General features: G+C 71.4%; 16 protein-coding genes and 1 pseudogene. 6 read left to right on the plus strand and 11 right to left on the minus strand.

Annotated features, from left to right (window positions below; genetic code table 11):
• Window positions 1-12: 12 nt before the first annotated feature.
• A complete protein-coding gene (locus ACIBJC_RS01395) occupies window positions 13-1,434 on the minus strand; it encodes a DUF2252 domain-containing protein (protein WP_399286101.1) in 1,422 nt (473 codons plus the stop codon).
• Window positions 1,435-1,674: 240 nt separating this feature from the next.
• Between ACIBJC_RS01395 and ACIBJC_RS01400 the strand changes: the two are divergent.
• A pseudogene (locus ACIBJC_RS01400) lies at window positions 1,675-2,250 on the plus strand (ABC transporter ATP-binding protein); the annotation flags it as partial.
• On the opposite strand, the gene ACIBJC_RS01405 reads toward ACIBJC_RS01400, so the two are convergent.
• The 3 genes from ACIBJC_RS01405 to ACIBJC_RS01415 form a co-directional block, all read right to left on the minus strand.
• Window positions 2,226-5,027 carry a beta-L-arabinofuranosidase domain-containing protein gene (locus ACIBJC_RS01405; RefSeq protein WP_399286103.1) on the minus strand — a complete coding sequence of 934 codons (2,802 nt, stop codon included), beginning with the start codon at window positions 5,025-5,027 and terminating at the stop codon, window positions 2,226-2,228. The pseudogene ACIBJC_RS01400 and the gene ACIBJC_RS01405 overlap by 25 nt on opposite strands.
• Window positions 5,028-5,335: 308 nt before the next feature.
• Window positions 5,336-6,607 carry a glucarate dehydratase family protein gene (locus tag ACIBJC_RS01410; RefSeq protein WP_399286105.1) on the minus strand — a complete coding sequence of 424 codons (1,272 nt, stop codon included), beginning with the start codon at window positions 6,605-6,607 and terminating at the stop codon, window positions 5,336-5,338.
• Window positions 6,607-7,524, minus strand: coding sequence for a 5-dehydro-4-deoxyglucarate dehydratase (locus ACIBJC_RS01415; RefSeq protein ID WP_399286107.1), 918 nt, complete (start codon window positions 7,522-7,524; stop codon window positions 6,607-6,609). Before ACIBJC_RS01415 ends, ACIBJC_RS01410 begins: the two co-directional genes overlap by 1 nt.
• A gap of 454 nt (window positions 7,525-7,978) precedes the next feature.
• Between ACIBJC_RS01415 and ACIBJC_RS01420 the strand changes: the two genes are divergently transcribed.
• Window positions 7,979-9,262 carry an MFS transporter gene (locus ACIBJC_RS01420; protein ID WP_399286109.1) on the plus strand — a complete coding sequence of 428 codons (1,284 nt, stop codon included), beginning with the start codon at window positions 7,979-7,981 and terminating at the stop codon, window positions 9,260-9,262.
• A gap of 124 nt (window positions 9,263-9,386) precedes the next feature.
• Here ACIBJC_RS01420 and ACIBJC_RS01425 read toward each other — a convergent pair whose 3' ends face one another.
• Entirely contained in the window at window positions 9,387-10,877 is a 1,491-nt protein-coding gene (locus tag ACIBJC_RS01425) for a SulP family inorganic anion transporter (protein ID WP_399288034.1), read from the minus strand.
• Between the two features lie 430 nt (window positions 10,878-11,307).
• On the opposite strand from ACIBJC_RS01425, the gene ACIBJC_RS01430 reads away from it, so the two are divergent.
• The gene (locus tag ACIBJC_RS01430) at window positions 11,308-11,718 is read left to right on the plus strand and encodes a MerR family transcriptional regulator (RefSeq protein ID WP_399286111.1); all 411 of its coding nucleotides are present in this window, start codon (window positions 11,308-11,310) and stop codon (window positions 11,716-11,718) included.
• 52 nt (window positions 11,719-11,770) lie between these two features.
• Here ACIBJC_RS01430 and ACIBJC_RS01435 read toward each other — a convergent pair whose 3' ends face one another.
• On the minus strand, window positions 11,771-12,484 hold the full coding sequence (locus tag ACIBJC_RS01435) for a GntR family transcriptional regulator (protein WP_399286113.1): 714 nt from the start codon (window positions 12,482-12,484) through the stop codon (window positions 11,771-11,773).
• 458 nt (window positions 12,485-12,942) lie between these two features.
• On the opposite strand from ACIBJC_RS01435, the gene ACIBJC_RS01440 reads away from it, so the two are divergent.
• The 3 genes from ACIBJC_RS01440 (at window position 12,943) to ACIBJC_RS01450 (ending at window position 15,836) form a co-directional block, all read left to right on the plus strand.
• Window positions 12,943-14,340 carry an MFS transporter gene (locus tag ACIBJC_RS01440; RefSeq protein ID WP_399286115.1) on the plus strand — a complete coding sequence of 466 codons (1,398 nt, stop codon included), beginning with the start codon at window positions 12,943-12,945 and terminating at the stop codon, window positions 14,338-14,340.
• Window positions 14,337-15,386, plus strand: a complete 1,050-nt coding sequence (locus tag ACIBJC_RS01445; protein WP_399286117.1) for an L-idonate 5-dehydrogenase — start codon at window positions 14,337-14,339, stop codon at window positions 15,384-15,386. Before ACIBJC_RS01440 ends, ACIBJC_RS01445 begins: the two co-directional genes overlap by 4 nt.
• Window positions 15,387-15,464: 78 nt before the next feature.
• Entirely contained in the window at window positions 15,465-15,836 is a 372-nt protein-coding gene (locus ACIBJC_RS01450) for a DUF779 domain-containing protein (RefSeq protein WP_399286119.1), read from the plus strand.
• An 18-nt stretch (window positions 15,837-15,854) separates the two neighbouring features.
• Here the strand turns inward: ACIBJC_RS01450 and ACIBJC_RS01455 are convergent, their stop codons facing one another.
• From ACIBJC_RS01455 to ACIBJC_RS01475, 5 genes are all read right to left on the minus strand, one after another.
• On the minus strand, window positions 15,855-16,049 hold the full coding sequence (locus ACIBJC_RS01455; RefSeq protein WP_329826632.1) for a hypothetical protein: 195 nt from the start codon (window positions 16,047-16,049) through the stop codon (window positions 15,855-15,857).
• Window positions 16,050-16,161: 112 nt separating this feature from the next.
• On the minus strand, window positions 16,162-17,028 hold the full coding sequence (locus tag ACIBJC_RS01460) for a phosphatidylinositol-specific phospholipase C/glycerophosphodiester phosphodiesterase family protein (protein ID WP_399286121.1): 867 nt from the start codon (window positions 17,026-17,028) through the stop codon (window positions 16,162-16,164).
• Window positions 17,029-17,270: 242 nt separating this feature from the next.
• Window positions 17,271-18,449, minus strand: coding sequence for an acyl-CoA dehydrogenase family protein (locus tag ACIBJC_RS01465; protein WP_399286124.1), 1,179 nt, complete (start codon window positions 18,447-18,449; stop codon window positions 17,271-17,273).
• The gene (locus tag ACIBJC_RS01470; protein ID WP_399286127.1) at window positions 18,446-19,681 is read right to left on the minus strand and encodes an acyl-CoA dehydrogenase family protein; all 1,236 of its coding nucleotides are present in this window, start codon (window positions 19,679-19,681) and stop codon (window positions 18,446-18,448) included. The genes ACIBJC_RS01465 and ACIBJC_RS01470 overlap by 4 nt, the downstream gene beginning before the upstream one ends.
• The gene (locus tag ACIBJC_RS01475; RefSeq protein ID WP_399286130.1) at window positions 19,681-20,646 is read right to left on the minus strand and encodes an NADPH:quinone oxidoreductase family protein; all 966 of its coding nucleotides are present in this window, start codon (window positions 20,644-20,646) and stop codon (window positions 19,681-19,683) included. The genes ACIBJC_RS01470 and ACIBJC_RS01475 overlap by 1 nt, the downstream gene beginning before the upstream one ends.
• Window positions 20,647-20,655: the final 9 nt, after the last annotated feature.

Genomic DNA, 20,655 nt, shown 5'->3' on the forward strand with positions numbered 1-20,655 from the left:
ATCGTGCCGGGCTCATGCGGCCTGGGCCGCGACCCGTCCGGCCTTGACGGCGTCGACCAGTGCCTGGTGATCGCGCTCGTTCTGGTCGGCGTAGGCCTCGGCGAACCGTACGAGGGCCTGGTCGAAGACGTCGCCGCGTCCCAGGTAGGCGGCGATGGCGATACGGTCACCGGAGCGCGCGTGAGCCCGGGCGAGGGTGGCGCCGCACAGTTCGCCGAAGACTCCCATGCCGCGCGGCACCATCACCGAGGGTTCCACGATGCCCTTCCAGTCACGCAACTGGCGTATGTAGAAGTCCCGTTCCAGACCGTCGGGCGCGTGCACATGCTCCCAGCCGAGGAAGATGTCGCTGGCCGCCTGCATGAGGCGCTGGCCGGCGACGACCCGCTCGCCCTGCGTGGCGAACTCGCCGGCGCCGGCGTACGCGGCGAGTACCGACTCGTCGGCCTCCTTCGCCTGGAGGAACAAGGGGTCCCCGCTGTCCCTGCCCAGCAGCAGAATGATCCAGCAGCGGGTGCCGACGCTCCCGACCCCGACCACCTTCCGTGCCATGTCGACCAGGGTGAACTGCTGGAGCAGACGCCGGCGGTCCGGCTGAAGGCTCTTTCCGTACCGCGCGACGAGATCGCGGATCGTCTCTTCGAGTTCGGCCCGTTCGAGGTCGGGCAGCAGGTCGGCTATCGGCATGACGACGGGCGGCGCGGGGACGATCCGCCGACGGCCGTCCACCACCCGCGTGAGCTTCTCGAAGGCCTGAAGACTGTCCCGGGTGCGTGCCTTCGCCAGAGTCCTGGACACCTGGTCGCGGCCACGCTGCCGCAGGCGGCCGGTGGCCAGGGCCTCCAGCTGCGCCGCGTCGGCCTTCGCGTACCAGACGGCGAGATGGGGCATCCCGGCGAAGCGGCGCATCTGCTCGCGGTACGACCGGGCGGTGCTCCGGACGATCGCGCCGCGCTCCGCGTCCGAGTAGCCGTTCTCCCGTCCGGCGATCACGAAACTGGTCGCCAGCCGCTTCAGATCCCACTCCCACGGGCCGGGCAGTGTCTCGTCGAAATCATTGATGTCGAAGAGGAGATTGCGCTCCGGCGACGCCAGCAGCCGGAAGTTCAGCAGGTGCGCGTCCCCGCACAACTGCGCCCGCAGACCGGACACGGGCGTCGTGGACAGGTCGCCCGCCATGATCGAGGCCGCGCCGCGGTAGAAGCGGAACGGGGACTCCGTCATCCTTCCGTAGCGGATCGGTACGAGTTCGGGCAGGCGCGCGGCCGACTGCGCTTCGATGACGCTCACGGGGTCCGTCCGGTCCGGGGACGGCTCGAACTCCTCATGAGCGGACCGGGGCGCGCGGGTCCGTGCCGCTTTGCCCAGAGCGGCACGCTCCCGGGGAGAGAGCCACGGCCGCCCCTGGATGGTGGTCGCCGGTATTCCGGTCATCGGAGAGCCTCCTGCGCTGGGACGGCCAGTGGGCGACGGGGCCCACAGCGGCCGGGACGGCCGCCGCACGCACTCGTCCGAGACGCCGGTCGTGATCGCGAATGTCCGTCACGCCCAGCCTCGCAGCTCCGGACCGTCCTCGCATCACTCGCGCCGGGTGGCCGGAGAACGCACGGGGTGACCTGCGACGACGCGGTTCCCGGGCAGGGCGAGATGCTGGGCAACCTCCGCAAGGACCCGCTGCCCCAGTCACCGGTCGCCCCTGAGGGCATCACCGTCGCGGACCTCGTCGGCCGGGGGCGCCACCCGCACCAGGGCATCTTCTTGCGCTGGAGCGAGAAGGACGACGCCGCCGTGGCGTCCGCCCTCGACGCGACACACACGGCGCCGCTCGCCGACCGGGCCGTGGACGAGCTGTCCGGGGGCCGGCGCCAGCGTGTGTGGATCGCGATGGCGCTGGCCCAGCAGACCGATCTGCTGCTGCTCGACGAGCCCACCACCTTCCTCGACGCGAGCCATCAGATCGAGGTCCTCGACCTGCTGACCGATCTGAACCAGGCGCGCGGCACGACCATCGTCATGGTCCTGCACGACCTCAGCCTCGCCGCCCGGTACGCGGACCACCTCATCGCCCTCGCGGAGGGACGGCTCCACGCGGTCGGCGCCCCGGCCGAGGTGCTGACGCGGGAGAACGTACGCGCCGTGTTCGGCCTGGACAGCCGCGTCATCGAGGACCCCGTATCGGGGAGGCCCCTGATGCTCCCGATCGGCCGCCACCACGCCGCGCGGGGTCAGGGCGTGTACGAGGCGCTCTGAGCCGTCCGCACCACCGTCCGGCCGTCGTTCCGGCCGAGCAGGCCCGCCGACACCCATGCGTCCACGGTGCTCCGTACCCGTGAGACGAGCGCGCCCTTGTCGCGGAACGGGGCCCCGGCCCATACCTCGTCGAGGAGGGTCGTACCGTCGGGCTTCGACGGGTTGGCGACGTCCGAGCCGGTGTTCCCGAACGCGATACGGGGCTCGTCCCGCCGGAAGTACGCGTGCGTCGGGTCCTCGGTCCCTTCGAAGAAGGGGGCGAACTCGCTGCCGTCGAGGGTGTAGTGGAGCGGCTTGTCCCGCACCGGGGTGAGGGTGGGCAGGAGGTCACCGGAGAGGGCGGCGTTGCGGTAGAGCCCGAACCGCAGAGGGCTGGTCGAGGCGGAGCGGGCGACCAGGTTGACCGGTCCGTGGAAGAGGGACTGGAGGGCCGGGTCGTCGGGCGTCCGCTCGACCCGGAGCCGGAAGGGCACCCGGACCCGGACGGTGTCCCCGCCGCGCCAGGTCCGGGAGACGGCGAAGTAACTGCCGGGCAGCGCCTTTCCCTGCACGGCGGCGCCGTTGACCGTCACCTGGAAACCGGCGTCGGCCCAGGAGGGCACGCGCAGACGCAGCTCGAACGCGGCGCTGCCGCCGCCGATGGTCAGGGTGGAGCCCTGCTCCCTGGGGTAGTCGGTCGTCTGGGTGACGGTGATGCCCCGCTCGGCCCAGGTCAGGGTGGAGGGGCTGTACAGATTGACGTACAGGGCGCTGTCGTCGGCCTTCCTGAAGTAGACCGAGTCCTGGTACTTGGTGGCGCTCTCCATGCCGGTGCCCTCGCAGCAGGTGGTGCCCGCCTTCGGTGTGTAGTCGCGGACATGGCCGGGCGTCAGCCCGATGAAGTACGTGACCAGCGGCTTCTCGGCGTCCGCGGTGTCCTGTTTGGAGCCGAGGACCTGGTTGTAGAGGGCCCGTTCGTAGTAGTCCATGTACTTCGGGTCCTGCTCGTGGAAGAACAGCATGCGGCTCAGCTTGAGCATGTTGTACGCGCAGCAGCTCTCGGCGGTGGTGGCGCTGATCGTTCCGGCCACGGATCCGCGGCCCCGCCAGAACTCTCCGGTGCTGGTGCCGCCGATGCCGTACATCCGGCTGGGGACGACCATGTCCCAGAAGTTCTTCGCGGCGGCGAGGTAGCGTGCCTCGCCCGTCGCGTCGTGGAGCCGGAGCAGCCCGGTGAAGATGGGGATGTGCTGGTTGGCGTGCAGGCCGTCCAGGACGTCCCGGTTCGCGGCGCACGCGTCGATGAGGGAGTCGAGGTCGAACAGCCGCGCGAGGGCGAGGTGTTCGGGCTTGCCGGTCAGGGCGTGGAGGTCGCAGACGGCCTCGACCAGGCCGCCGAACTCGCCGCTGGAGAAGATGCCCCACATACGTTGCAGGGTGCTCGCGGGCAGACGGGACAGCCGGGAGTACATCCAGTCGCACAGGCCCGACGCGAGGTCGAGTGCCCGCGGGTCGTCGGTGTACAGGTGGGCGTCGAGAAGGCCCCTGAGGATCTTGTGCGCGGTGTAGTACGGCGCCCATACGACGCCGTAGTCGCTGCTGGTCATGGACTCCAGCGTGATGAACTGGGTCTCCGGGTAGGCCGCGAGGAACCCGGGGTGGCTGGGCGCGCCCCAGGTGCGGCGCAGGGTGGCGGGCAGGCCACGCGGCGAGCCGTCGGCGAAGGTGGAGCCGGTGGTCTCGTCGAAGGCGTACGACACCAGATCGCCCCGGCCCGCCGGGGAGTCGGCGGCCCGGTGGTCCTGGAGCCCCGCGATCTCGCCCGCCGTGAGGGCGCGTGCCCAGATGTTGAACTCGTCGAACGCCCCGGCGAACACCGGGTCGCCCGGGTAGTTCGAGCGGCCGAGCCAGTTGTTGCGCACCGTGCCCAGCGCCGCCGGGTCGAGGGTCATCGCCCCGTGGGCGACGGCGCTCCCGTTGACGTAGAGCACACCGGTGCCGCCGCCGATCGTGACGGCCAGATGGCTCCACCGGTCCAGCGGGAGCTGTTCGTCGCCGTCGAGTCCCTGCTCGCCCGAGGCGCCCGCGGTCGTGAGGGCGAAGCGAGGGGTTCCGTTCGCGTTGCGGGCGGCGAGGTAGAGGTAGCGGGTGGTGCCGTCGCCGAAGTCGAGGACCCGCGCCCAGTCCGCGTGGTGGGTGGGCTTCACCCAGGCCGACAGGGTGACGGCGCGGGCGTCGCCGAGGACGCCGGGCGGCAGGTCGACGTACTGGTGGGAGCCGCGGACGTTCTCCGCGGCGGTGCCGAACCTGCCGGGCACACCGAGGACGGACGGGGAGGTCCGCAGCGCGGAGCGGACCTCGGTCAGGGCGTCGACCATGTAGCGGATCCTGTCGGCGTACACCTGGTCGCCGGTGCTGCCGTAGGACTGGGCGAGCATCGTCAGGAAGTGGCCGGTGTAGTGGCCGCGGAGGTTGCCGTTGGCCTCGCCGTCGAGGCCCTCCCAGCCGCCGGGGGCGACCGCGCCGCGGGTCGACAGCCCGGCGTTGGCGCGGAAGACCTGGAGCAGCCGGTCCACGTCGTAGCCACGGCCGTGGTCGAGCATGAACCGGCGTTTCGTGGCGAAGAGGCCCGGGCCGAGCGAGACGTCCTTCAGATCGAACGGGCGGAGCGTCCAGGAGGACGGGGCCGGGAGGGCCGCGGCGGCGGACGGACCGGCGGAGGCGCAGGAGAGTCCCGACGCCGCCGCGGTGGCTATCGCGGTCCGGAGAAGGCCTCGTCTGGAGAGGGGAGCTGCCATGGTTTCCTCGTCTCTGCGACGGTGAGTTACGGCATGAGCGTTCGGCACCGGTGCGAAACGGCTCCCGAGAGCCTGGTCACGGACCGATGAGGAGACACCCGCCGTTCGGCATGTCGAACATCGTTCCGAGTTCCGATCAGAAGATAGGTTCGGGAAGCCGACGCGTCAACGCTCCCGCCACGGCCGGCGAACAGGGGCGACGCCGGGAGCGCGTCGATCCGAGCCGCCCCGGCAGCGAGCGGCCCGGCGGCGCGTCCTGCGCCACCGGGCCGCTCCTTCCGTCTCTTCTTCTCCTGCCGCCTTCTCCCCTACCAGCGCGGGATGGTGGACCGGTAGGTCGGGTGGATGGTGCGCATGTAGCCGGTGTCGTCCCGGTTGCGCTGACCGCTGGTCAGATACTGCTCGTGCAGGATCCCCAGGGCGTCACGGTCGAGCGTGACACCGAGGCCGGGGGCGGTGGGCACCTCCACCGAGCCGTCCTTGAACGCCAGGACGCCGGGCTCGATGACGTCCTCGGTCTTCCACGGCCAGTGGGTGTCACAGGCGTAGGTGAGGTTCGGGGTGGCCGCCGCGAGATGGGTCATCGCCGCGAGGCTGATGCCCAGATGCGAGTTCGAGTGCATGGACAGGCCCATGCCGAAGGTGTCGCAGATCCCGGAGAGGAGCTTGGAACGGCGCAGTCCGCCCCAGTAGTGGTGGTCGGAGAGGATGACCTGTACGGCGTCCACGGCCACCGAGGGGTGGAGTTCGTCGAAGGCCACGACGCACATGTTGGTCGCCAGCGGCATCGACACCTCGCGGGCGACGGCGGCCATGCCCTCGATACCCGGTGTGGGGTCCTCCAGGTACTCCAGCACCCCGTCGAGCGCCTGGCCCACCTTGATGGAGGTGGGCACCGTCCAGGCGGCGTTCGGGTCGAGCCGCAGCGGATGATCGGGGAACTCGGCGCGCAGCGCCCGTACCGCCTCGACCTCCTCCTCCGGCGGCAGGACGCCGCCCTTGAGCTTGATCGCGGTGAACCCGTACGCGTCGACCATGCGCCGGGCCTGGGCCACCACGCCCTCCGGGTCCAGCGCCGCGCCCCACTCGTCCGGCTCGGCGCCGGGGTGACCGGCCCACTTGTAGAACAGGTACGCGCTGAAGGGCACCGCCGCGCGAACGGCGCCACCGAGGAGGTCGGAGACGGGCCGGCCGCACGCCTGTCCCTGGATGTCGAGCAGCGCGACCTCGAACGGGGAGTGCACCCGGTCGACGGTGCTGCTGGTGGTGACCATCCCGGTCAGCCCGGAGCCGCCGACACTGCCGATACGGGCGATGATCTCGCCGACGCGCCGGTGCAGTTCCTCGGTGGCGTAGACGTCGAGCCCGACGATCTGTTCCGCCACGGCCTGAAGCCGTTCCAGGTGCCTGGCGTCGGCGTAGGTCTCGCCGAGCCCGGTGAGTCCGCCGTCGGTCCGCACCTCGACGATCGCGCGCAGGGCGTACGGCTCGTGGACGCCGACCGAGTTGAGGAGCGGCGGATCGCGGAAGGCGACGGGGGTGATGGTGACGGCGGAGATCCGCAGCTTCTCGGTGCTCATCAGGCGGCGTTCCTTACCAGTTCGAGTCCTCGCTCAACGAGTGAGGAGAGTTCGTCGAGGTCTTCCGGCGTGGGGTCGGTCAGCGGCGCGCGGACCGACCCCACCTCCAGGCCGCGCAGGCGTACACCGGCCTTGACCAAGGAGACCGCGTATCCGGGAACCTTGTCACGCAGGGCGACCAGGGGGTGGAAGAAACCGGCCAGGAGGGCGTCGACCTGCTTCTGGTCGCCGGTGGTCACCGCGCGGTGGAAGGCGAGGGAGACCTCGGGGGCGAAGCAGAAGGCGGCGGACGAGTACAGCGGGACACCGATGGCCCGGTAGGCGGGCACGGTCGCCTCCGCGGTGGGGAGACCGTTGAAGAACTGGAAGGACTTGCCGCGCTCGCGCAGCGACTCACGGATGGCGACCACGGTGCGCGCCAGGGTTTCGATGTCGCCGGCGCCGTCCTTGAAACCGACGACCTGGTCGATCGCGGCGACCTCCACGGCGGCGCGCGGGCCGAACCGTGCGTTGGCCCGGTTGTAGACGATGAGGGGCAGCCCGGAGGCCTCGGCGACCGTCCTCACGTACCGCACCAGCCCGTCCTGATCCCCGCTGACCAGGTACGGCGGCAGCAGGAGCAGCCCGTCGGCGCCGTTCTCACGCGCCGACTCGGCGAGGGCGATCGCCGTCGGGAGCGCGCCGCCGGTACCCGCGTACACGGGGACCGCCCCGTCCACCGCCTTGACCGCGGTGCGTACGACGTCGGTGTGCTCCTGCTGCGACAGGGCGTGGAACTCCCCGGTGCCACAGGCGGGGAAAACCCCGCCCGCACCGGCGGTCACCCCTGCCCGTACGTGGGTCTCAAGAGCCTGTGGATCGAGAGCGCCGTCGGGTGCGAAGGGCGTGACCGGAAAGAACAGCACTCCGTCAAGCATAAGACTCCGTTCAGATATATGACCGTGATCCCGGTACATGTCTATGCGAGGGAATTTAGGACGCACCGCGGGAACCGTCAAGCGCTCACGCCGCCGCCTTCCGCATCCGACCTGGGCAGCTCGCGCCAACTGGACGGCGGTGCGGCCTTGCGAGATTCCGCGATGAAGTCATTGACCGGATGAGGACGCGTACGTAACGTGTCCACACGCATGACAGAGGTTCACATACATGTACGACTGAGCTCGCTGCCAACCCTGGTCGGGGCGCGGTGCGACCCCCACATTCGTGAGCGGAGCCCGGCCCGCTCGGTCAACGGCGAGGCCCTCGGACACCTCTGTCATGCCGTCACGCCTATCGAAGTGGGAGACAATGATGGTCCCGCAGCCTCTTGCGAAGAGTTCCGAGAGCGAGCCCGACGCCGAAAGCCGTGCGGTCGGCAAATTCCTGCGCCGCATGCTGCCCATTCTGGTTCTGATGCTCCTGGTCAACCAGATGGACCGGACGAACGTCGGCTTCGTCCAGAACGAACTGAGGGCCGACGTAGGGGTGAGCGCCACCGCCTACGGCCTCGGCGCGGGCCTGTTCTTCATCGGGTACGCCCTCTTCGAAGTCCCGAGCAACATGTTGATGGAACGCTTCGGCGCGCGGGTCTGGCTGACCCGCATCATGATCACCTGGGGTCTGGTGATCCTGGCGATGTGCCTCATCCACAACGTGACCATGTTCTACGTCCTGCGGTTCGTTCTCGGTGTCGCGGAGGCGGGCTTCTTCCCCGGGGTGCTCCTGTACTTCACCCAGTGGCTGCCGGACTCCAGCCGGGGCCGGGCCAGCGCGATCTTCCTGGGCGGCTCCGCCACGGCCTACATCGTGACCGGTCCGATCACCGGCGCGCTGCTGGAGATGCACGGTGTGGCCGGGATCGCCGGCTGGCGCTGGATGTTCGCCCTCGAAGGAACCTTCTCCATCCTGGTGGGGATCGTCGCCGGATTCTTCCTCGTCTCCCGTATCTCCGAAGCCCGCTGGCTCACGGACGAGGAGAAGACCGCCCTGAGCGCCGCGGTCGCGCGTGACCAGGAAGCCCGCAGCCGAGCCCCCAAGGTGTCGCGTTTCCGGCTTCTGATCCACCCCCAGGTCGCCCTGCTGACCGCGGTCTTCTTCGCGATGGCCCTCACCGGCTACGCGATCACCTTCTGGCTGCCGAGCCTGGTGGCCGAGATCGGCGGCCTCTCGCCCTTCCAGATCGGGCTGCTGTCCGCCATCCCGTGGATCTGCGCGGTGATCGCCATGTACTCGATGAGCCACTTCACGGACCGCGCCCCGGACCGCCGGCCGTACCTCGCGATCTGTCTGGTCCTGTCGGCGGTGGGCGCCTTCCTCGCCACCCTGGGCTCCCCCTGGTTCGGACTGGTCGCCATCACCCTGGCCGCGGTCGGCGGAAAGTGCGCCGCCACCCTGTTCTGGCCGATGGCGCAGTCCGGGCTCGACCTGAAGATCGCCGCGGCCGGTCTCGCGGTGGTCAACTCGCTGGGCAACCTGGGCGGCTTCGTCTCCCCCACGCTCTTCGGCTACCTCAAGGACACCACCGGCAGTACGCACGGAGGCCTGTACGCCCTGGCGGTGGCGTCCGTGCTGGCGGCGCTGGGCGTCGGCTTCATGCGCCGGCCGAGCGGACCGGCGGCCCTGGCCGGCGAACCGGCGGCGTCCGAGCCGGCGGTGTCGACCGGCGAGGCCCGGTGAGCGGCGAGGCCCGGTGAACGGCATCCGGGCTTAGCCGTACCGACGTATCGGTACGAACATGGATCAACTCGACGGCCGCCCCGGAGCAGATGCCCCGGGGCGGCCGTCGTGGGGCGCGGGCCGGTCAGTGGCCGCCGGTGAGTTCGCCGCTGAGCCTGCCGTGGAGGTGGGCGCTGGCGTGGTCGAGCCCGGTGAGCTCGACGGTCTTGCCGCGCTGGGCGTACTTGGCTTCGATGGCGTCGAGGGCGGCGACGGACGAGGCGTCCCAGACGTGCGCGGCGGAGAGGTCGATGACGATCCGGTCCGGGTCGGTGGCGTAGTCGAAGCGGCCGACGAGGTCGTTGGAGGAGGCGAAGAACAGCTCTCCGGTCACCCGGTAGACGGCGGTGCCGCCGTCGGGATCGACGACGGCGGTGACAGTGGCGCGGTGGGCGACGCGCTGGGCGAAGATGACCATGGCGGTGACGGAGCCGACCACGACGCCGACGGCGAGGTTGTGGGTGGTGACCACACACGCGACGGTGACGACCATGACGGCGATCTCGCCGGCCGGCATCCGCCGCAGTGTCCCGGGGGCGAGGGAGTGCCAGTCGAAGGTCGCGAACGTCACCATGACCATGACGGCGACCAGGGCGGCCATGGGGATGTCGGAGACGACCGGGCCGAAGACGATGCACAGCACCATGAGGAACGCGCCGGCCAGGAAGGTCGACAGCCGGGTGCGGGCGCCGGAGACCTTCACGTTGATCATCGTCTGGCCGATCATGGCGCAGCCGCCCATGCCGCCGAAAAAGCCGGTGACGATGTTGGCGATGCCCTGGCCGACGGACTCACGGGTCTTGTTGGAGCGGGTGTCGGTGATGTCGTCGACCAGCTTCGCGGTCATCAGCGATTCCATCAGCCCGACGAACGCCATGGCGAGGGCGTAGGGGGCGATGGTGGTCAGGGTGTCCAGGGTGAAGGGCACGTCGGGGAGGCCCGGCACCGGCAGCGCGGAGGGCAGGGCGCCCTTGTCGCCGACGGTGGGCACCGCGATCCCCGCGGCGAGCGTGATCGCGGTGAGGATGACGATGGAGACGAGCGGCGCCGGAATCACGGTGGTGACCCTCGGGAAGAACACCATGAGGGCGAGGCCGCCGATGATCAGCGGGTACACGGCCCACGGCACGTTCCGCATCTCGGGCACCTGGGCCATGAAGATCAGGATGGCGAGGGAGTTGACGAAGCCGACCATCACCGAGCGGGGGACGAACCGCATCAGCTTCGCCACACCCAGCGCGCCGAGCGCCACCTGGAAGACACCGGCGAGGATGACGGCGGCGATCAGGTAACCGAGTCCGTGTTCCCGGTTCAGCGGGGCGATCACCAGGGCCACGGCCCCGGTCGCGGCGGAGATCATCGCCCGGCGGCCGCCGACGACCGAGATGACCACGGCCATGGTGAACGAGGCGAACAGGCCGAGCACCGGATCGACCCCGGCGATGATCGAGAACGAGATCGCCTCGGGAATCAGCGCCAGCGCGACCACCAGGCCGGCCAGCACCTCCGTACGCCACACCTTCGGGTCGTGCAGCCAGTCGGGCTTCAGGCCGCGCAGGCGTGCGGCCGGGGACAGACGTGCGGCCGGGGACAGAGCGGAAGCGGAGGACAAGGGAGAGGGAACCTGTCGTCTCGGGCACGCCCTGCGGCGGGCTGGGACATGCGGGAGGACGCGGAGAAGCCGGCCGGCGCCCCGCGGGCGGCCCGGGGGACGGGCCGGAAGTCTTCAGGGTGGAGGCGCGACGGTGCGCCCGAACGTCACATACGGGGGCGGAGTATCACGGCGGGCAGGGGGCGGCGCCAGGCGACATGGGCTCGCGCACGCGGTTCTCCTGCAAGAATCGGATCTTCGCCGGGGGCGTGGGTGGCCCCGACACGGCAACGGCGGAAGCTCCAGGAAGGGGCTTCGCCGTCAGCAACTCTACCCTAACGTTAGGGTAGAGATCGGCGGGCGTCGCACGGAGCGCGGCGGCACCGGGGAGACAAAGGGCCGGAGGATCACAGGCGTGGACGGCAAGCACATGCAGATCGGCGAGGTCGCCGCGCGGACCGAGCTCTCCCTGCGCACCATCCGGCACTACGAGGAGACCGGCCTGGTCGTCCCCTCCGCCCGCTCCCAGGGCGGCTTCCGTCTCTACACCGAGACCGATGTCGCCCGTCTCATGGTGATCCGGCGGATGAAGCCGCTCGGCTTCACCCTGGAGCAGATGCGCGATCTGCTGGACGCCACCGACCGCCTGGACGCCGACGGCGAACTGCCCGGGGCCGAACACCAGGAACTGGTCGAACGGGTCCGCGCCTTCGAGCAGGCCGCCGCCGAACGCGTCGCCGATCTGCGCAAACAACTGGGCCGCGCCGAGGACTTCGCCACCACCTTGCGCACCCGCCTGGAGCGAGCCGCGAACACCCGGCCCTGACCTGGCTCTTCACCGGCCGGCGGGATGCCGCGTGAGCCACGGCGCGCCGGGGTCACTCCCAGACGGCGATGTTGCGCCGTACCGGGACCGTGCCCGAGTCCGTGGCGAACAGTTCGGGCGAGCGGGCCCGGATGCGTTCGACGTCGTCGAAGACCGCCCGCAGGTGGGTGCGCATGGCCGTACGGGCCAGGGTGACGTCTCCGGCGAGCACCGCTTCGAAGATCTCGACGTGCTGGGTGGCGAAGCCGGCCGGTGAGGCGGTGGCGTAGAGGCCCAGGCGGCGCGCGCGGTCGAGGTGGCCCTTGGCCGAGACCACGGTCGCCCAGGCGCTGCCGTGTCCGCTCAGCCGCAGGATGGCCTGGTGGAACGCCTCGTCCAGTTCGAAGAACTCCTCCAGGGCGAGGCCCGGCCGCTGCTGCTCGGCCAGGTTGCCGCGCAGGCTCTCGACGAGATCCGGGTCGAGCTCCGTGGGGAGGTCGTCCAGGGAGGCCAGCTCGACGGCCTCCCGCAGGAACTGGGCGTCGGCCACCTTCGCCGGGTCGACGCGTGAGACGAAGGACCCCACCTGCGGAAAGACCTGGACCAGCCCCTCATGGGAGAGCAGGATCAGACTCTCCCTGACGGGTGTGCGGCTGACCCCGAGGGATGCCGCGAGCTCGTTCTCGGACAGGGCTGCGCCCGGGGGGAGCTCAAGGGTCAGAACCTTGCGTCGCAGCGTCTCGTAGACAGCGCGGCGACTGGTCCGCTGCCGGTTCGATCGGGCCATGCGTTCATCGTATCGGGCGCCGACACGGCCTGTGCCCGGCCGATGGCGCTGTGCCGCACCGGCGGCGTCTTCCAATGTGGCACGAGTATTGCATCACTGGCCGACCAGTGCTTGTATACCAGCCGTGTCGGCCAGTTGTCCGGGGTGTGAACCGGACGGTCGGCCGCGTACGGACCTTCGAAGGAGCAGGACTGTGAGCACGATCGAACACACCGTGGTGTACGGCGCCTCCCCACAGCCGGGCAGAGCCGCCCCGCGCGTCACGGCGACGGGCCGGGCCGCGCACCGCTGAGGCTGGGCACCGTCTCCCCGCTCACCCCCGTCCCCACCTCCGCTCATCCCCTTACGTCCCCGCCCCCCGGGAGCCCCGGTCTCCCGCCGCTCCCCCTCGACAGCACTCCTCCTCGACAGCAGTTCCCCAGCACTTCCCCAGCACCTCCCCGAACAACGGAGTTCCCATGACGGACACCGCTCGGACGGAGCCCACGGGCCCCGCGACGAGAACGACGCGTGATCTCACCAAGGCCGCCGTATCAGGCTGGCTGGGTACGGCGATGGAGTTCATGGACTTCCAGCTCTACTCGCTGGCGGCGGCCATCGTCTTCAACAAGATCTTCTTCCCCGACGTCAGCCCGGCGATCGGCCTGATCGCCGCCATGGCGACCTACGGCGTCGGATACGTCGCCCGGCTCGCCGGGGCCGTCTACTTCGGGCGCATGGGCGACCGGATCGGCCGCAAGAAGGTCCTGTTCCTGACCATCCTGCTGATGGGGGCGTCGACCACGCTGATCGGCGCGCTGCCGACCTACGCGTCGATCGGCATCCTCGCCCCGATCCTGCTCGTCGCGCTGCGGCTCATCCAGGGCTTCGGGGCCGGCGCCGAGATCGCCGGCGCCACCGTCATGCTCGCCGAGTACGCCCCCACCAAGCGCCGGGGCCTGGTGTCCTCGCTGGTGTCGCTCGGCACCAACTCCGGCACCCTGGCCGCGTCCGGCCTGTGGGCGATCCTGCTCGGTGTCCTCAGCGAGGAGCAGCTTCTCTCGTGGGGCTGGCGGCTCCCCTTCCTGCTGAGCTTCCTGCTGATGATCTTCGCGGTGTGGCTGCGCAGCAACCTCAAGGAAAGCCCGGTGTTCGAGGAGCGGCCCGACGTGGTGGACGGTGTCGCCATGTCCCGTACGGAGGTCGAGTCCGCCCTGGTCGACCCCTCCCTGGACCAGAAGCAGGAGGGCGTCCTGGAGGCCGGGATCCGCCAGCGCAAGGGCAGGGCGTTCTTCCTCGCCCTCGGTCTGCGGTTCGGCCAGGCCGGCAACTCGGGGCTGATCCAGACCTTCCTCGTCGGCTACATCGCCACGACGCTGCACGCCGAGCGGTCGGTGCCGACCGACGCCATCGTGTACGGCTCGCTGCTGGGCTTCCTCACCGTGCCCCTGGTCGGGCTGCTCGGGGACCGCTTCGGCCGCCGTCCGATGTACGTCGCGCTCACCCTGCTGACCATGGCCTTCGCGTTCCCGATGATGCTGCTCATCACCTCGGGCACCACCTCCGCGCTGATGCTCGGCATGGTCGTCGGGCTCAACGTCGGCGTCCTCGGTCTGTTCTCGCTGGAGAGCGTCACGATGGCCGAGCTGTTCGGCTCCCGGACCCGCTTCACCCAGCTCGCCCTGTCCAAGGAGATCGGCGGCATCCTCGCCACGGCCATCGGGCCGGTCGTCGCGGCGACCCTGACCGCCGTCACCGGGAGCTGGTGGCCGATCGCGGCGATGCTCGTCGTCTACTCGCTGATCACCCTGGTGTCCGCTCTCCTCGCCCCCGAGACCCGTGGGCGCGACCTGGTCCGGCTGGAGGACGCCGTATGAGGGCCGTTGTCGTCCACGGTGCGGGTGACCTGCGTATCGACGAGCGCCCCGATCCCGTACCGGGCGAGGGGGAAGTCCTCCTCGCCCTGGAATGGGGCGGGATCTGCGGCTCCGACGTCGCCTACTGGAAGCACGGGGCGTCCGGGACCGCCGCGCTCACGCATCCCCTGGTGCTCGGGCACGAGGTGGCCGGCCGGATCGCCGCGACCGGCCGGGGGGTGGCGGGGCTCCGGGAAGGACAGGCCGTCACCGTGCACCCGGCCGAGCCGGTCGGCGACGCCCCGCTGCCCGACCGGATCGCCGGGCGTACCAACCTCCACCCGCGGATCCGGTACTTCGGCTCCGCCGCCTTCGACCCGCACACCGACGGCGGGTTCAGCGAGTACCGGGTGGTCCGCGCCGCGCAGATACGGCCGCTGCCCGACGGTGTGACCACCGAGCACGGGGCCCTCGCCGAACCGCTCGCCGTGGCGCTGCACGCCGTGCACCGCGCCGGGGACCTGCGGGGCAAGACCGTGCTGGTCAACGGCTGCGGACCGATCGGCGCGCTGGTCGTGGCGGCGGCGAAGCACCGGGGCGCCGCCGCGGTGATCGCCTCGGACCTCTCCGCGACATCGCTCGCCGTCGCCCGCGCCATGGGCGCGGACGAGACGCGCGACCTCGGCTCCGGCGCGGTGCTCCCCGACGATGTCGAGCTGGCCTTCGAGGCGTCCGGCGCCCCGGCGGCGCTCGGCCCCGTCCTGCGGGCGACGGCGCGCGGCGGCACGCTCGTCCAGGTCGGGAACCTGCCGGGCGCCGCCGTGTCCGCGGCCCTCGGTGACCTGGTGACCAGGGAGATCAACTGGATCGGCTCGTACCGCTTCGTGGAGGAGATCGACGACGCGCTGCTGGCGATGCGGGACGGTCTGGACGTGTCCCCCGTGATCAGCCACCGCTTCGGCCTCGAACGGGCCGGGGAGGCGCTGGCCGTCGCCGCGGATCCCGCGAGCGGCAGCAGCAAGGTGATGCTCAGGCTCGGCGGGGCCCGTCCGCCGGGAACGGGGTGAGCGGAGAACAACCGGGCGGAGAACTCCCGTGCGGGGGAAGCACGGACAGGGGACGACCGTGCGGGGGACGATGAGGAGATGGACGAAGAGACTTCCCCCGCACGGCCCCTGGTCGAGGTGACCCCCGCGGCGGCCGGGTTGATCCGGCGGCTGCGGGCGGACCACGGGCCGTTGATGTTCCATCAGTCCGGCGGCTGCTGCGACGGCAGCGCGCCCATGTGCTACCTGGACGGCGAGTTCCGTACGGGCGGCTCCGACGTGCTGCTCCAGTCGCTGGAGGTCGAGGGCGTCGCGGAGCCGGTCCCGTTCTGGATGTCGGTGAGCCAGTACGAGGTGTGGCGCCACACCCGGCTCATCGTCGATGTGGTGGAGGGGCGCGGCAGCGGCTTCTCCCTGGAGGCCCCCGAGGGGGTGCGCTTCCTGATCCGCTCGCGGCTGGCCGACGCGTGACCGCGCGGCGCCGCCCGGTTACGGGTTGAGGCTGCTGACCACACCGGCCGTGGTGGAGATCCCGTTGGCGATGGTCGGCGCCATGCTCGTACCCGCGAGGAAGAATCCGAGCAGGGCACAGACCAGCGCGTGCGAGAACTTCAGCCCGCCGCTGCGCAGGAAGACCACCGCGAGAATCGCCAGAAGCAGCATCACTGAAATCGAAATGGCCATCGCCAAACCTCCTCCGCCGCACGGGAATCGCGGCTTTCGGCCGCCAGTGTGGCGGAGGAGGGGCCCGGTTCGGCCGACTGGCGTGTCCGCCGTACGGGTGGTTGACGCGGGGTTACGAACGGGCGGTGCGCAGAAAGCGTTCGAGCCCGGCGAGGTCGTCCGTGTTGAGGTGGTCCACACCGGCGGCGAGGAGTTCGGTCCAGACGGCGTCCCGCGCGGGCCCGGGGGTGTCGGGCGTGGCCCAGAAACGCAGCCGCTGTCCGTGCGCGTGCGTGGTGTCCGCGATACGGCGCAGCTCGGCGCGTTCGGCCGCGGGGAACGGGCCCACGCCCTGCCAGGTGAAGCTCTGCGTCCAGTTGGTGCTGATGAGCGGTACGAAGGAGGCGGGCGCGGCGGTCCCGAGGTCGTCGAGCCGCCCGTCGTAGAAGGCGTACCGCACGCGCTGCGCCTCCATCGGTACGCGGGCCGCGCGGTCGCCGGAGATGACCGGGGTGATCGCGCCGGGGCGTACCGAGCCGTGCGCGTAGGTGGTCAGCATCGGCCGGTAGCGGGCGAGTTGGCGGTGGAGTTCGGCGTACGCGGCGGCGCCGTCCGTCTTGATGTCGATGAGCAGGTGCACCGGGCGGTGGTGTCCGCGGTACACGGAGCCGTGGTTGGCGCGCACCCGGGCGAACAGCGGGTCGAGGTAGAGCGAGGCGAGGGTACGGGCCGGGTCGAGTTCCGTGGCCTCGTGGGCGACCAGCAGTTCGCCGTCGACCAGGAAGATGTCGGCCTCCACGCTGGTGAAGCCGTGCGCCAGCGCGTCGAACAGCGGGCGCGGGTGCAGGTAGTCGTTGTGCGCGTGGGCCTGGCGCAGCGGCCGGGGGGTGGGGCCGCCCCCGGTCCGGGAGGCGGCCCCGGCGTACGCGGGGGCGGCGACGACCCCCGCGAGCGCGGCGGTGAGCGTGGCTACGGCTCTGCGGCGGGTGGTGAGGGCCATGATGCCTCCGGGGCTGGGGTCTGTCGTTCGGGTCTGGCCGGAGCCCGGCCAGACCCGAACGGGAGGCCCTGACGCGCCGCGGCGCGACGGGCACGGTCCTGGCGAGTATCGCCCTGTCAGGGGTGAATCAGGGCCGTGCCGCGCAGTGTTCGTCCACCGGCCATCCGCGATTCAGCCACCCCCAGGGCCGCTCTCGGGAGTCCCCCGGGGGTGGTCTCGGGGGTCCCCCGGGGCCCGTGTGGTCACCCCGGTCCTGGCAGGTCCGCCAGATCGGCCAGCCGCTCCCGGTGCCTGCCGGGTGAACCGAGCGCGCTCTCGTCGGACTTGGCGCGCTTGAGGTACAGGTGCGCGGGGTGCTCCCAGGTCATGCCGATCCCGCCGTGGAGCTGGACGCACTCCTCGGCGGCGTGGACGGCGACGCGCCCGCAGTACGCCTGGGCGACGGCCACGGCGAGCGGCGCCCCTGGGTCGCCGGTGGCCAGGGCGTCGGCGGCGTTACGGGCGGCGGCGCGGGCCGAGACGACCTCCAGCCAGAGCTGCGCCATACGGTGCTTGAGCGCCTGGAAGGATCCGACGGGGCGGTTGAACTGGTGGCGTTCGCGGGTGTGCCGGACGGTCTCCTCCAGGCACCACTCGGCGAGGCCGAGCTGTTCGGAGGCGAGCAGCCCGGCTCCGGCCAGCAGTCCGCGCCGTACGGCGCTCTCCCCCGTGGCCGCGTCGGCGATCCGGACACCGCTGCCGGCCGCGACCGTGACGGTGGCGAGCGGGCGGGTCAGGTCGAGCGGTGTCAGCGGTTCGACGGTGACACCGGGCGCCGCCGTCTCGACCGCGTACAGGCCGTCGGCGCGCGGGACGAGCAGCACATCGGCGCGTACCGCGTCCGCGACGGCGCTCACCGTGGTCGCCGCCGCCTCCGGGTGCCCGGCGCTGTCCGTGAAGGGGAGCCGCGCGTCGGGGGCGGTGGTGAGCGGCAGCGCGAGGACGGCGGTACGGTGGCCGCTCGCCAGCGCGGTGAGGAGTCCCGCGACATCCGTGGACTCGGTGGACTCACCGTCGCAGCCGAGCAGGGTCTCGGTCGCCACCACCGAACTGGTGAGGTAGGGCGCGGGGGTGACGGCGCGGCCCAGTTCCTCCAGGACGACGGCGGCCTCGCGGTGGCTCGCCCCCTGGCCGCCGAGCTTCTCCGGGACGAGCAGGCCCGCCGCGCCGATCCCGGCGGTGAGCGAGGTCCAGAGTTCGGGGTCGTACGGGTCGCCGGACTCGGCGCGGGCGAGGGTGGCCGGCAGGTCGGCCCGGTCGGTGAGCAACGACCGTACGGCGGCCCGCAGATCGTCCTCGGTGTCCGAGTAGAGCAGGTCGGGGGTGGTCTCGGCCGGGGCGGGCCGTCCGGTGCGGGGAGCGGGGGTGGGCTGCGTGGTCACCGGGTCAGGTCCTTCCAGGGGACGTCCTTGTCGTTGCGCGGCTCCGAGGGCAGGCCGAGGACCCGTTCGGCGACGATGTTCAGCAGGACCTCGCTCGTACCGCCCTCGATGGAGTTGCCCTTCGAGCGCAGATAGCGGTATCCGGCGTCGCGCCCGGTGAAGTCGACCAGTTCGGGCCTGCGCAGGGTCCAGTCGGAGTACAACAAGCCCTCTTCGCCGAGGAGTTCCACCTCCAGGCCGCTGATCTCCTGGTTGAGCCGGGCGAAGGCGAGCTTCATCCCGCTGCCCTCGGGCCCCGGTCCGCCCGCGACGAGTTGCTGGCGCAGCCGCTCGCCGGTGAGCCGGGCGACCTCGGCCTCGGCCCAGAGGGTGAGCAGCCGCTGGTGCAGATCGTGGGTGCGCAGCTCCGGCCGCGCGCGCCAGGTGGCGGCGACGGGGCCGATCATGCCGCCCTCGCGGGGGAGGCGGGCGCCGCCGATGGAGACCCGCTCGTTCATCAGGGTGGTCTGCGCGACCTTCCAGCCCTCGCCGATCGCGCCGAGCCGGTGGGCGTCGGGGATGCGGACGTCGGTGAGGAAGACCTCGTTGAACTCCGCCTCGCCGGTGATCTGGCGCAGGGGCCGTACCTCGACGCCCGGGGCGGTCATGTCGCAGAGGAAGTAGCTGATGCCCTGGTGTTTGGGCAGGTCGGGGTCGGTACGGGCGATGAGGATGGCCCAGCGGGCGAGATGGGCACTGGAGGTCCACACCTTCTGGCCGTTGACGATCCAGTCGCCGGAACCGGGCGCGGTGTCCCCTCCGGAACCGCCGTCGCTCTCGCGTACCGCGCGGGTGGCGAGGGCCGCCAGGTCGGAGCCCGCGCCCGGCTCGCTGAAGAGCTGGCACCACACCTCCTCGCCGACCCACAGGGGCCGCAGGAAGCGCTCCTTCTGTTCGCGTGTGCCGTAGCGCAGAATGGTCGGCGCGGCCATGCCGAGGCCGATGCCGATGCGCCGCGGATCGTTGTCGGGCGCGTCCGCGGCGGCGAGTTCGGCGTCCACGACGGCCTGGAGCGAGCGGGGCGCGCCGAGTCCGCCGAGCCCGGCCGGGTAGTGCACCCAGGCGAGCCCGGCGTCGAAGCGCGCGGTGAGGAAGTCGGTGCGTCCGGTGGTGGCCGGCGGATGCTCGGCCAGCAGTTTCCGTGTACGGGACCGGAGTTCGGCGGCGTCGGGGGCGTCAGGACCGGTGGGCATCAGTGCTTTTCCTCCGGGAGGACGACGATCCGGCCGGTGGTGGCGCCGTCGGCCACGCGCTGCACCGCGTCGGCGCCGTCCTTCATCGCGACGCGCTCGCTGATGAGCGGCCTGATCCCGCCCCGGGCGGCGAGCGCGGTCAGCTCCTCGTGGCAACGCGCCACCGCCGAGGGGTCCTTGGAGTGGTAGAGGCCCCAATGGAGCCCCATGATCGAGTAGTTCTTCACCAGCGCGTGGTTGAGCGCGGGGCTCGGGATCGTGCCGCTCGCGAAGCCCACCACGACGATCCGGCCCTCGAAGGCGACGCTCCTGGCGGACGCGGTGTACGCGTCGCCGCCCACCGGGTCGTAGACGACGTCCGCGCCCCGGCCGCCGGTGGCCTCCTTGACGGCCGCGACGATGTCGTCCGTACGGCGGTCGATCACCACGTCGCACCCCATCTCCCGGGCCACCGCGGTCTTGTTGCGTCCTCCGGCGACCCCGATGACGGTGGCCCCCGCCGCCTTCCCTAGCTGTACGGCGGCGCTGCCGACACCGCCGGCCGCGGCGTGCACGAGCAGGGTCTCCCCCGGCCGGAGCGCGGCCCGCCGGTGCAGGGCGAACCAGCCGGTCTGGTAGCCGATGTGCAGGGCGGCGGCCTCGGCGTCGTCGAGCGTGTCGGGCGCGGGCAGCAGCGCCGCCTCGTCGGCCACCACGTACTGGGCCAGACCGCCGTTCGGCAGCTCCGGCGTGGCGATGACGCGGCGCCCGTCCTCGGTCTCGCCGCAGATCTCCACGCCCGGGGTGAAGGGCAGCGGCGGCCGTACCTGGTACTGGCCCCGGCAGAGCAGGGCGTCCGGGAAGTTGATGTTCGCCGCCCTGACCCGCAGCCGGACCTGCCCGGCGCCGGGGACGGGAGGTTCGACCTCTTCGAGCCGCATCACCTCCGCGGGCTCGCCGTTCCTGTGTACGCGCCATGCCAGCATTAGGGCCTC

The sequence above is a fragment of the Streptomyces sp. NPDC050509 genome, from assembly GCF_044457965.1.
Classification (GTDB): Bacteria; Actinomycetota; Actinomycetes; order Streptomycetales; family Streptomycetaceae; genus Streptomyces.